Source organism: bacterium (assembly GCA_021372775.1).
In the GTDB taxonomy this organism is placed as follows: domain Bacteria; phylum Acidobacteriota; class Polarisedimenticolia; order J045; family J045; genus JAJFTU01.
On record JAJFTU010000461.1, the window covers coordinates 1 to 13,104 of the forward strand.

General features: G+C 76.8%; 6 protein-coding genes. 4 read left to right on the forward strand and 2 right to left on the reverse strand.

Features of this window, described 5'->3' with window-relative positions; genetic code table 11:
* Nucleotides 1-1,298 (reverse strand): ABC transporter substrate-binding protein (locus LLG88_15735; GenBank protein MCE5248360.1); only part of this gene is annotated, 1,298 nt, incomplete at its 3' end.
* Complete coding sequence (locus LLG88_15740; protein ID MCE5248361.1) at nt 1,291-5,346, reverse strand: HAMP domain-containing protein; 4,056 nt, start codon at nt 5,344-5,346, stop codon at nt 1,291-1,293. The genes LLG88_15740 and LLG88_15735, both read right to left, overlap by 8 nt.
* Before the next feature lie 254 nt (nt 5,347-5,600).
* On the opposite strand from LLG88_15740, the gene LLG88_15745 reads away from it, so the two are divergent.
* The 4 genes from LLG88_15745 to LLG88_15760 form a co-directional block, all read left to right on the forward strand.
* Entirely contained in the window at nt 5,601-9,239 is a 3,639-nt protein-coding gene (locus LLG88_15745; GenBank protein MCE5248362.1) for a hypothetical protein, read from the forward strand.
* 65 nt (nt 9,240-9,304) lie between these two features.
* Nucleotides 9,305-9,925, forward strand: a complete 621-nt coding sequence (locus tag LLG88_15750) for a YdbL family protein (GenBank protein ID MCE5248363.1) — start codon at nt 9,305-9,307, stop codon at nt 9,923-9,925.
* A gap of 10 nt (nt 9,926-9,935) precedes the next feature.
* A complete protein-coding gene (locus LLG88_15755) occupies nt 9,936-11,843 on the forward strand; it encodes a response regulator (protein ID MCE5248364.1) in 1,908 nt (635 codons plus the stop codon).
* A gap of 136 nt (nt 11,844-11,979) precedes the next feature.
* Nucleotides 11,980-13,104, forward strand: a 1,125-nt coding sequence (locus tag LLG88_15760; protein ID MCE5248365.1) for a response regulator, incomplete at its 3' end; no start/stop codon positions are given.

Sequence of the window (13,104 nt, forward strand, 5' to 3'; positions counted from 1 at the left end):
GCGGCGCGGGCGCCGGGCGCCGCGGCGTAGACCAGCTCGAACGAGAAGGGCCGCCCGTCCGGCGCGACGAGCCAGCCGCCGGCGCCCGGCGCGAAGCCGGCCGCCGCGAGCAGCCGCCGCGCCTCGAGCGGATCGTAGGGCCACGGCGCCAGCGACGGATCGTGCTCGGGGAGCGGGGCGAGGATCGGGCTCGCCGGAACCTCCGCGTCGCCGCGGAACAGCTCCCGCACGAGCGCCGCGCGGTCGATCGCCAGCGTCAGCGCGCGCCGCGCCCGCGGATCGCCGAAGAGCGGGTGCGGGCGGCGTCGCGCCAGTTCGGCGATCGCCTGCGGGTCGTCGGGACAGTCGCGCTCGCCGCGCTTCGCGCAGTCGGCTTCGCGCGCCGCGCGCGCCTCGGCGTAGGCGGCGGGATCGATCGTGTTCCAGCCGAGGTAGGCGTAGCTCCAGCCGCGTCGGCGCTCGATCCGCACGTCCGGATCGGCGGCGAGGCGCGCCGCGTTCCACGGCGTCAGGCCGTCCGCCACGTCGACGTTCCCCGCGAGCAGCTCGTTCATGCGCGCGGTCGGATCGGGGACGACGCGGAAGTCGATCCGGTCGATGTAGGGGCGGCCGGAGGCGCCTCCCCAGGCCGCGTCGCGCTCCAGCGAAAGAGCGGCGCCCGCGCGCTCGGGACCGACGCGGAACGGGCCGGCGGTGACGAGGCGCGCCACCCAGTCGGCCGTGCGCCACGAATGAAACGACCAGCGGTCGAGCGCGCGCGGGAGGACGTTCCCCTCGAAGGCGTCGAGCAGCGCGTCGGGATCGAACGCCTTGAAGCGGACGACCGCGCGGTCGGGGGCGGGGCAGTCGATCCGCTCGATCCGCTGGCGGAAGCCGGCGCCGCGCCAGCCGATCTCGGGCGACATCTGGGCGCGCAGCGTGAACTGCAGGTCCGCGCAGACGATCGGCGTTCCGTCGCTCCAGCGCCCCGGGCGCAGCGCGACCGAGACCGCGCGGCCGCCGTCGGCGACCTCCCACGCCGCGGCGAGGCCCGGCTCGAGCCCCGGCGCGCCGCCGTCGTCCGGAAGGCGCGGCCGCGCGAGGCGGGGAAGGAGCCGGTCGGCCGCGACCTGCGCTTCGGCGCTCCGCGCGACGAGCGGGTTGAGCGCGTCGATCGGCGCGGCGAGGGCGACGACGAGCCGGCCGCCGCGCCGCGGCGTCCGCGACTCCCGTCCGCCGCGCGCGCAGCCGAGGAACGCCGGCGCGGCCGCGAGCGCCGCGGCGGCGAGGATGCAGGGGAAGAGGCGCGGCCTACGCATCGGGCGGGGCGCCGTTCAGCGGCAGCACGAGGGCGAAGCGCGCGCCGCGTCCCGGCGCGCTGTCCACGTCGATCGTCCCGCCGTGCACGACCGCCGCCTGCAGCGCGATCGGCAGCCCCAGCCCGCTTCCCGTCTCGCGCGTCGTCTCGCCGGTCTCGAAGAGGCGCGGCAGGAGCGCGGGATCGATCCCCGGACCGTCGTCGGCGACCTCGATCCGCACCGCGCGCCGCGGCGTCTCGACGAGCGACCAGCGGACGGCGATCGCGCCGCCTCCCTCGACCGCGGCGAGCGCGTTGTCCACGAGGTTCACCACCGCGCGCCGCAGCAGGCGCGGGTCGCCGCGGAACTCGGGCAGTTCGCGCGGTCCGTCGAGCGTCACCGAGACGCCGGGCGGGGGCGCGAGCGAGTACGGCGCGAGCCACTCCTCGAGGGCGCGCGGCAGGTCGAGCGGCTCGGGGCGGACGTCGAGCAGCCGCGCGTAGTCGGAGAACTCGCGCGCCGTGTCGCGCAGCACGCGGACCTGGTCGGCGACCGTGGCGAGGGCGCGGTCGAGGACGCGCGGCAGGTCCGGATCGCGCTCCTCGATCAGCCGCCGCACGTGCTCGACGACGAGGCTCACCGGCGTCAGCGGGTTCTTGATCTCGTGCGCGATTCGCCGCGCCATCTCGGCCCAGGCGACGAGCCGCTCCGAGCGCAGCGCGTCGGTGAGGTCCTCGACGACGACGAGCCGCGTCGGCGTTCCTTCGACGAGCCCCGGCAGGTCGAGCGCCGAGACGCGGAACCGCTTCGGCTCGCCCGAATCGGCCCCCTCGATCGTCTCGTCCCCTTCGCTCCGTCCGGCGGCGAGGCGGCTCGCGGCGGCGCGCAGCGGATCGCCCGCGTCCGGCAGCGGCCGGCCGGCTTCGGCGCCGAGCAGGTCCGCCGCCCGCGGGTTGGCGAGCTGCACGCGGCCGTCGGGCAGGACCGCGGCCACGGCGACGGGCAGCGCGGCGACGAGCCCTTCGATCGCCGCGCGCCGTTCCTCCAGCAGCCGGCGCTGACGTTCGAGGCTCGTGGCCATCGAGCCGAAGGCGCGGCCGAGCGCGCGCGTTTCCTCGTAGCCGGTGCGCGGCGCGCGCGCGGCGAAGTCGCCCCCCGCGATGCGGCTCGCCGCGCGCTCGAGCTCGGTGAGCGGCGAGACGAGGCGGCGCGTCGCCGCGGCGACGAGCAGGCCGGCGAGCAGCACCAGCGTCGCCGCGCTGACGAGGAGCGCGCGGTCCACCGCGGCGAGCGTCTGCTCGGCGCGCCGCCCGGCGCGGACGAGCGGGATCGAGACCGCCGCGGTCTCCCCTTCGCGCCAGCGGAACGGGCCGTGGGCGACCGCCGTGTCGGCGGCGCCGCCGTCCTCGCCGCGCTGGTCCACGTGCAGCGGCGCGCGCGAGACGGCGATCGCGCGCCACGTCGCGCCGTCCATCCGCTCCGGCCAGAGTCCGGCGCGGACGAGATCGGGGCGGCTCGTCGCCGCGAGCTCGCCGCCGCGCCAGACGAAGAGATCGTCGCCGACCGTGCGGGCGGCCCAGCGGGCGACGTCGTCGTCGAGCGTCCGCGCCGCGCCGCCGAGCGTGAGGTAGTCCTCGAGCAGCCGCCGCGCGACCTCCGCGTCGCGGGCCCCGGCGCCGTTGACCTCGTGGCTGATCTCGCGCGCGGCGAGGATTCGGCCGCCGATCCCGGTCGCCGCGAGCGGCAGCAGGCCGACGCCGACGAGGAAGACGGTGACCTGCAGCCGGAACTGCCGGATCAGCCGGCGCAGGAAGGCGGCGAGGCCGCGGCGCGCGGCGCGCGGATCGCAGGCCAGCGCCGCCGCGGCGCCGCAGAGGAGCGCCGCGAGCGCCGCCGCCGCGGCGCGGTCCACGATCAGCGCGGCGTTGGCCAGCGGCCCCGGAAGATCGAAGGCCAGCGAGACGACGCCGTCCGGATCCGGAATGTCGTAGACCTGCGCCGAGCCGTTCTCGAGCGACGCGGTGCGCCACGAGGGGACGCGCGGCGGGATCGGCGGAGGCGAGGGGTTCACCCCCAGGTCGGACGCGGCGAGCCAACCTTCGCGGTCGTACCAGGCGAGGTGCGGCGAGAAGTACGGCGAGCGCGGCGCGGCGGAGGCGGGGAGGGGCGCGTAGCTCGAGAAGTTCCGCGCGCGTCCCGGCAGGTTGTGGGGATCGTCGAGGACCGCCGCGAGCCACGCGCCGCCGTCCGGCAGCGGGAGCTCGGCGACGATCAGCCGCGAGGCGCCGCCGAGGAAGCGCAGCGTCGCCGGGCCGATCGAGGGGCGGCCCGAAGAGTCGCGGCGCGGCGTCGGCTGGACCGGCGGCAGGCCGGAAAGGAACGAGTCCACGAGCGCGCCGCCCGGCCCGTACTTCCAGACGCCGGCCGCCAAGCCTTGCCGTCCCAGCGGCGAGTTCCACCAGAGGTCGATCGCGTCCCGCTCGGGCACCAGTTCCCCGGGCGCGCTGGGGGGCGCGGCCAGCCGCAGCGTCTCCTTGAGGTCCGCCTCCCAGTGGGCGCGCCGCGTTTCCAGCGCTGGGCGGAAGTCCCGTTCCGCGATCCGCCGCGCGGCGCGCGGGACGGCGGCGGTCTGCGCCGCGCCGGCGAGCGCGCCGCCGAGCGCCGCGCCCCAGCAGAGCGCGTACGGCAGCCGCGGGAAGAGGGCCCGCACCGCGGGGATCGCGCCGGCCACGACGGGGGCGGCGAGGGCGAGCGCGAAGAGCGCGCCGCGGAGCCAGCCGCCGCGCGGAATGAGGATCTCGGCGGGCGCGAGCCCGAACGCCTCGACGAGCCGCGCGGCGAGCGCGGCGCCGAGGAGCGCGAGCGCCGCGCCGCCGATCGCCGCGGCGAGGCGCGCGAACGGCCAGCGCGGAACGCCGGGGCGGGCGTCCCAGCGGCCGCGGCGGGCGAGGATCGCGAGGACGGCGGCGAGCGCGGCGCCGCTCAGCGCGGCGTCGAACGGCGTGTCGCCGAGGCCGCGCAGCCACGGCGGCCAGCCGGAGAGCGAGGCGGCCCACGGCGCCGGATCGGCGAGTTGGTTCCATGCGCCGAGGGCGGGGCGCAGCGCCAGAAGCGCGACGCGCGCGGCGACGACGGCGGAGGCCGGCGGGAACGAGGCTCCGGCGGCGAGGACGAGGGCCGCGGCGGCGAAGAGCGCCGCGGCGAGCGCCCGCCGCAGGGCGTCGCGCCGCTGCCCGGCGAGCGCGGCGCCGTCCACGCCGAGACTGGCGAGGGCGGCGGGGACGCGGCCGGTCATCAGCGGGCAGAGCGACCAGAGGGCCGGCCCGCGGCCGGTCGGCACGTCCACCGCCCGCGAGAACGGCGCGCGCAGCCCCTCGCCGAGCGCCTCCCAACGGACGAGGACGCGCGCCCCCCGCGGCAGCCCCGCGGCGAGGAACCCCGCCGCGGGCTCGGTCGGCAGCGGGCGCTCGGCGACGACGATCAGGCGTTCCGGCCCCGGCGCGCGGGCGGCGCGGAGAAAGCGCAGCGCGAGGCCGCGGCGCAGGACCAGCGTGGCCTCGCCCGAAGCGAGCCGTTCGAGCAGCGCGGTCCGCTCGTCCCCCAGCGGCGTCGTCCAGCCCGACCAGGCGATCGCCGACGCGCCGTCGGCGGAGAGCAGGGCGACGCCGGCGCGCGGCCCGAGGGCGCGGGCGCGCCGCTCGATCCACGCCAGATCGCTGCCCGCCGGCGGCGGGGCGGCGACCGCGGCGCGCGTCTCGTCGAGGAAGGTCCGCCAGCGCGCTTCGAGGGAACGGGAGGCGGCGGCGAGGACGTCCGGCGCGGTGGGCGTGGGAATGAAGAACGGAACGGCGACCAGCGGCAGGACGAGCGCGGCGACGGCGACGGCGACGCGGCGTTCGGCGCGCGGGGCCTGCCCGGCGCGGAGGGCGAGGACGAGGGCCGCGGCCGCGGCGACGAGCGCCGCGATCGGCGCGGCCGGCCCCGGCGCGGCGGCGAGCGCCGCGGCGAGGAGCGCGACCCACGACGGCCGCGCCGCGCGCGCCGCCGCTCTCTTGATCGCCGTGGCCATCGGGACCGCATCATAGCCTGTCCGAAGGGCGCGGGAGAGGAAGAGGACGACCGATGCGCGCCGCCGCTCCCTTCCGGCTCGACAGGTCGCCGCGCGGCCGACGAGAGGCATCCGATTCCGCGCGCGGGGCTCGACGCAAGACTCGACGACAGCAGCCTCGCGACCTGACCACTGGTTCGGCGCGCGGGGCTCGACGGCGGCGTCCCGCGTCGCGCCGAGGCCCGCGGCCGGCGCGGTCGTTGTAGGCTTGGCCGATGGACGAACGACTGCACGCTCCGCGACCCGCCGGGCGGCGCCGCCGCGCGCTGCGGACGGCGGCGCTCGTCGCGTGCGCGGCGGCGGCGGCGCTCGTCGTCGCCGGGTGGTTCGCGCGCGACGTGCCGCGCCGCGCGGTCGAGCGCGCCCTCGCGGAACGGCTGCAGGCCGACGTCCGCGTCGGCGGGCTGCGGATCGCCGGTCGGCGCGCGGTCGAGCTGCGCGGCGTCGAAGTCCGGCGGATGGCCGGGCAGCCGTTCCTCGAGTCGCTGCGGATCGATTCGCTGCGCTGCGAAGGGGGACTGCTCGACCAGGCGAACGCCCGCTTCGAGCGCCTCGCGGCGCGCGGCGTCGAGGTGCGGCTGGCGCGGCTCGATCCGCCTCCTCCTCCGCCGCAGGGACCGCCTCCCGCGGCCAAGGCGGCGCTGGTCGAACTCGACGACGGCGCGATCGTCCTGGTCGGTCCCAAGGGGGAGCGGCGCGCGACGTTCGGCGCGCACTTCGACGATTACGGCGGTCCGAACGCGTCGGGGGCGATCGCGCTGCGCGCGGCGTCGCTCGACGCGGCGGACGTCGCGGCGTTGGTCCCGGCGCGGCCCGCGGCCGCGGGCTGGAACGCGACGCTCGAAGAGATCGAGATCGAGGCGCGGATCGGCCAAGGGATGCGCCGCGTCGATCTCGACGCCGCGGCGCGGTGCGGACTGAACGGCCCGAGCGGGTCCGCGTCGTTGGGACGGCTGCGCCTTGTCGGAGAACTCGAGGCGACGCCGCAAGGGGAGGCGCGCGCTTCGTTCGAGCTGCGTCCGGACGACGCGGCGGGCGGGGCCGCCGGCCGCGCGCTCTTCGGCGCCGTCTCGGGGAGCGCCGAACTGGCCGCCGACGGAACGCCGCGACGCCTCGCCGCGCGCGTCGCGCGGATCGACCTCGGCGCCCTGCTGGACGACGCGCGCCGTCTCGCGCCCGGCGCCGCGCCGGACGACGCGGCCGCGGAGGGATCGCTCGACGTCGATCTCGCCCTCGCCGACGGCGGACCCGCGACATGGCGCGCCGTTCTGCGCGCCGACGCGGCGCGCGCCGCGGGGGTCCGCGTGTCGGGGCTCGCGCTCGACGGATCGGGGACGTTTCCCGCGCGCGGCGTCGGCCTCGCGACGTGGCGCGCCGCGCTGCGCGCCGACGACGCGCGGGCCTTCGGCGGCCGCGCGGCGGGGATCGCGTTCGACGGCGCGGGCGACCTGTCGCCGTCCTCGCCGCTCGCCGGCGGCGCGCTCGACGCGACGCTCTCGGTCGCGGCGCTCGACCTGCCGCCCGCGACGCCCGCCGCGGGCTCGCGCGCGTCGTCGTCGCTCGCGCCGGCGGGCGCGACGTTCCGCGGCCGCTGGTCGCGCGACGGCCTCGACGGGTCCGCGACGCTGACGTCGGCGGCGCTCGGCGCCGCGCGCGCCCTAGGGCGGATCCCGTGGGACGCGCGCAACGGCGACGCCCGCGCTTCGTGGTCGTGGACCGGCGCGCGTCTCGAACGGCTCGTCGAGGCGGCCCGCGCGTTCGGCGCGCCGGCGCCGGTCGGCCTCGAACTGCGCGGCGGCGCGCGCGCGAAGGGAACGATCGCCGGCCCGCCCGCGGCGCCGCGCGGCGAACTGCGGATCGACCTCGCCGACTGGCGCGCGTCGTACGAAGGGCGCGCGGCCGCCGGCGCGGCGCTCGTCGCGTCGTGCCGCTTCGACGTCGGCGCGCGCCGCCTGACCGACGGCGTCGTCGAGACGCGCGGCTCGCTCGACGCGCCGCCGCTCGCGCCGCGCGGCTTCTCGTTCCGCCTCGGCGGCGTCGAGGCGTCGGCCGCGCCCGAGGCGGCCGCGCGGAACGCCGCGGCGCCCGCCCTCGCGTCGTTCGCGGCGCGCGCGCCGGAGATCGCGTTCGCGTTCGACGAGCTGTTGAGCGCGCGCGGCGAGGCTTCGTGGGACGGCGCGGGCGGGAAGGCGCGGTTGGCGCTCGAAGGGATCGACGCCGCGCGCTGGCGCGAGGCGGCGCGGCCCCTCGCCGACCCGCTCCCCGACTGGGGCGTGAAGGGAACGCTCTCGGCGGATCTCGCCGCGGCGCTCGACGACGCGGGGACGTGGCGCGTCTCCGGGCCGCTGCGCGCGGCGGGCCTCGGCCTCTCCTCGGCCGACGGCGCGGAGGCCGTCGAGGGCTTCGACGGGACGATCGACGTCGCGGCGCGGGGGCGCCTCGCCGCCGGCGCGCCGCTCTTCGACGAGGCGACGTTCGAGGCGCGCCTCGGCGGCTTCCAGCTCCTCTGGGGCGCCGTCTTCGGCGACTACTCGAACGGCGCGAGCCGTTGGCGCGGCCGCGTGGCGCCCGCCGCCGGCGGGGGGCTCGCGGCGCACGTCGAGGGGACGGCGATGGGGGAGACCGCGCTGACGGCCGACGGCGCCTTCGGCGGCGCCGCGCCGCCGTCGTTCTCGCTGCGCCTCGACGCGCCGCGGCTCGACGCCGCCTATCCCGCGTTCGTCTCCGGACCGCTCGCCGATCCGTTGCCGAAGCTCGCCGCGCTGCGCCTCGGCGGCGCGGCGCGGCTCGAAGCGCGCGGCGCGCTCGGCGCCTCGCCGGCCGTCGCCGGACGGCTCGCCCTCGACGACGTCGTCGTCGAGGACGGCGAGACGCTCGACGCCGCCTTCTCGCTCGACCTGCCGTTCGACCTGCGCTTCGCCGCGGGCGGCCTCGCCGCGGACGGCCCGCGCCTCGCCGGGCGGCTCGCCGTGCGCCGCTTCGCCGCGGGCGGGCTTGCGGCGCCGCCGTTCGACGCGCCGTTCTCCGTCCAAGCCGACACGATCGCGTTCGAGCGGCCGCTGCGGCTCGAACTCCTCGGCGGCGCGATCGAATTGGGCGCCGCCCGTTTCGCCGACCTCGGGCGCCCGACGCGCCGCCTCGAAACGTCGTTGGCGATCGAGGGGCTCGACCTCGGCCGCGCGGCGAAGACGTTCGGGCTCCCGGCGGTCGAAGGGCGTCTCGACGCCAAGTTCCCGCGCCTCGCGCTGCGCTCCGACGCCTTCGAAGTGGACGGCGGCGGCGCGGCCCGGCTCTTCGGCGGCACGATCGCCTTCGGCGACGTCTCCGGACGCGACGCGCTCGGCCGCTATCCCAAGATCCGCTTCTCGGTCCGCTTCGAGGAGATCGATCTCGGGCAGTTGACGCGCGCGCTCGACTTCGGCGAGATGAACGGCCTCGTCTCCGGCTACGCCAAGGACGTCGACCTCTTCGCCGGCGTGCCGACCGGCTTCGACGCGGAACTGCGCACGGTCGTCAAGCGCGGCGTCTCCCGCACGATCACCGTCAAGGCGATCAAGAACGTCACGGTGATCGGCTCCGGCGGCTCGCCGACCGTCTTCGACCGCGGGCTGCAGCGCTTCTTCAGCCGCTACACCTATTCCGCGCTCGGCGTGCACATGCGCCTCGCCGACGACCTGTTCGAGCTCCAGGGGCTCGAGCGGCGCGGCGCGAAGGAGCTCTTCCTCAAGGGGCGGCTGCCGCTGCCGATCGACATCGTCAACGGCGCGCCGGGCCGGAAGATCTCGTTCCGCGGAATGATGGACCGCCTGCGCGCCGTCGACTGGGGCGGCGCCAAGGCGACGGGCGGGAAGTGAGCGCCGCGCCGTCCGGCGCGCGCGCCATCCGGGTTAGACTCTGCTCCGCGAAGGAGGACTCGCCGATGAAGCGTCGCTGGATCTTTGCCGTCGCCGCCGCCGCCCTGACCGCGCTGGCGTGCGTGACGATCAACATCACCTTCCCCGAAGCCGCGATCAAGGATCTCTCGAAGCAGATCGAGGACGAGATCGCGAAGCAGGCGAAGCAGAAGGAAGCCCGGCCGCCGGCCGAGAAGAAGGAAGAGCCGGCGCCGGCCAAGAGCCCCTCCGCGGGGCCGTCGGCCGGCCTGCTCGACGAACTGCTCGGCGTCGCCTACGCCGCCGACGTGCCGAGCCCCGGGGTGACCAACCCCGCGATCCGCCGGATCATCGACGCCCGCGCCGCGCGCGCCGGCGAACTCGAGAAGTACAAGGACATGGGGGCGGTCGGCGAGAACAACAAGGGGCTGCTCGAAGTCCGCGCCCTCGACGCCGTCGCCGATCTCCGCGCCCGCGCCGCGCTGCAGAAGCTCGTGCGCGAGGAAAACGCCGACCGCGAGGAGCTGTACAAGGAGATCGCGGTGGCGCAGGGGGTGCAGCTCTCCGAACTGCCGAAGATCCGCGCCACCTACGCCGCGACGCTGCGCGAGAACGCCAAGCCGGGACAGTGGATCCAGCTGCCCGACGGCGCCTGGAAGCGCAAGTAGCGGCGCCGCCTTGGGCGAGCCGCTCGCGCTCCTCGCCGTGGACGCCGCCGAAGGCGACGTCGACGAGGTCGTGCGCGCGTTCGCGGCGTCCGGCTTCGACGTCGCCGTGGCCCGCGCCTCCACCCCGTCGGAGTTCGAGGCGGCGCTGGGACGCGGGCCGTGGGACGTCGTCGTCTCGGAATGGCGGCTCGACGGCTTCTCGGCGCTCGCCGCGCTCAAGCGGATGGAGCGGGCGCGCGCCGAGGCGCCGCTGATCGTCTACAGCCGCGAGGGCGGGGAGCGCAACGTCGTCGCCGCCCTCAAGGCGGGCGCCGTCGACTACATCCTCAAAGGGGATCCGCAGGCGCTGGCCGCGGCCGCGGCCCGCGAACTGCGCGCCGCGGCGGAGCGGCGCCGCGCGCGCCGGCGGGCCGACGCGCAGGCGCGCGTGGCGCGGGCCCTCGATCAGGCGAGCGAAGGCGCGGCGCTTTGCGGGCGCGACGGCGCGATGCAGTGGCTCAACCCGGAGTTCGAGCGGATCTTCCGCCGCCCCGCGGTGGACTTTCTCGGGCGCGACCTCGCGGTGCTGCGCAACGGCGGGCCGCAGGCCGACGTCCACGCCGAGCTCCTGCGGGCCGCGCGCCGCGGCCAGATCTGGCGCGGGCGGCTCGTCGAAAAGCGCGGCGACGGCAAGCTGGTGGACGTCGCGCTGTCGCTCACGCCGGTGCGCGACGAAGACGGCGAGACCGTCGGTTTCCTGCTGCTGGTCCGCGACGTGACCGTCGAGGCCGAGCACGAGGCGAAACGGCGCCAGCACGAGAAGATGGACGCCGTGGGCCGGCTCGCCGGCGGCGTGGCGCACGACTTCAACAACCTGCTGCAGGCGGTCCAGGGAACCACCGAGGTGCTCAAGCTCGAGCCGGAGCGGGTCGCCGGGATCGAGAGCCGCCTCGACGAACTGGAGCGCTGCGTGCGGCGCGGCGGGCAGCTGACCAAGCAGCTCCTGCTCTTCGCGCGGCGCGAGGCGGGACGCCCGGAGCAGACCGACCTCAACGAGGCGATCCGCGACGGCCAGCGCTCGATGCAGCGCGTGCTCGGCGACAAGGCGCGCCTCGCGGTGGAGCTGTCGGCGGAACGGCTGTTGACGAAGGTGGACCGCGCGCAGCTCGAGCAGGTTCTGCTGAGCCTCGTCGTGAACGCGGGGGACGCGATGCCCGACGGCGGCGAGGTGAAGATCCTCTCCGGCCGCGGCCCCGGCGAATGGGTCTGGTTCGCCGTCGCCGACACCGGGCTCGGCATCCGGCGCGAGATGCGCGACCGGATCTTCGATCCGTTCTTCACGACCAAGGGGGCCAACCGCGGCGGGGGACTGGGGCTTTCGGTCGTGCACGGCATCGTGACGCAGCACGGCGGGCGGGTCGAGGTGGAGTCGGACATCGGCCTCGGGACGGTTTTCCGGGTTCTGCTGCCGCGCCTCGCCGCTCCGTCCTTCCCCGAGCTGAACGAGCAGGAAGGGGGCGCCCGCGGGACGCCGGTGCGCGGGGCGGGGGAACGGCTTCTCGTCGTCGAGGACGAGGCGGGGGCGCGCGCCTCGCTGGAGGCTGTCCTCGGCGCTCTCGGCTACGCGGTGAAGGTCGTGGGGAGCAGCGAGGAGGCGCTCGCGCTGCCGCCGGAACCGCCGTTCGAGCTGCTGCTGACGGACGTGCTGCTTCCCGGCATCTCCGGGCTCCATCTGGCGAAACGGCTGCGGGACCGCTGGCCGGGAATCAAGGTCGTCGTGATGTCCGGGTTCTCCGAGGACGTCATGCGCCTCCGGGCGACGCGGCAGGAGCCGGGCCGGTTCCTGCAGAAACCGTTCGACATGACCACGCTGTCCCACGAAATTCGGCAGGCGCTCGACGAAGACCGTACGCCGCCGCCAACTCCGGATTGTAAATAGCTGACGAATTGGAAGATAATGCGCCGGTCGCGGCCTCGTCCGCAGGGGGGACGGCGCCGCCGGCCAGTAAGTTGTTTCAACGGCGTCGAGGGGTTAGCTTCTCTTGGGGAACTGTCGCCCGCTGGAGGGTTCAGCTTTGAGCAGCGTCGTGCTGGTGATCGACTTCGAACCGCGCTCGGCCGCGAACACCAAGACCTTTCTCGAGGGGAAAGGGTGCGAGGTGGTCGTCGCGGGGACCACGAAGGAACTCGAAGCCTTCGTCGCCAAGGAAACGCCGGCTCTGGTGATTTTGGAGCCGATGCTTCCGGGGCTGGACGGCTTCCGGTTCATCCGGCAGCTCAAGGGGAACAAGAAGGACGGCAAGGCCCCGGTGGTCATCGCCGCCTCGCGCATCTTCAAGGGACAGCGCTACAAGGCGATGGCCCGCGAAGCCGGCGCGGACTTGGTCCTCGAGCGTCCGCAGGACGATCCGGTGCTCCTGGCCGCCGTCGAGAAGACGGCGGGCGAGGCGCCGGCCCCGGCCGCCGCGGCCAAGCCGATGCAGGGTGGGGCGACCTTCCCGGTCGACATCCCGCCGTCGGCGGCGCCCGTCCCGGCGAACGAGCCGGAACTGGACAAGCTGGTCGATCAGATGTTCGACGCCTGCTTCGAGAGCGGCCCCGTTCCGGTGCAGCCGGCCGTCGCCAAGCCGGCCGCCGTCGCCGCTCCCGCCGCGGCCCACGCTCCGGCCGCCGCGGCCGTCGCCGTCGCCGAGCCGGCCCCGCAGGCCGCCGCCGCGCCCGTCGCCGTCGCCGCGCCCGCCCCGCAGGCCGCCGCCGCGCCCGCTCCGCAGGCCGTCGCCGCGCCCGCTCCGAAGCCGCAGCCGGTCGCGCCCGCCCCGAAGCCCGCCGCCCCCGCGCCCAAGCCGGAGCCGGTCGCTTCCGCGCCCAAGCCGGTCGCCGCGGCGCCGAAGCCCGAACCCGTCGCCCCGAAGCCGGCCGCGAAGCCGGTCTCGCCGGCGGCGACGGTCAAGATGCCCGCGCCCGCCGCCGAGGCGCCGAAGCCGGCCGAGGACTTCTCGCCGCGGTTCTCCGGGATGCTGGAGGCCTCCGAAAAGAAGCCGCTCAACCCGATGATCAAGAAGTACGGCATTCCCGCCGGCGCCGGACTGGCGGCCGTGATCATCATCGCGGCTCTCGTCATGGGCGGCGGGAAGAAGTCCGCCCCGGCCGCGCCGGCCGAGTCCGCGCCGGCCGCGCCGACGGCGGCGACTCCCGCCCCG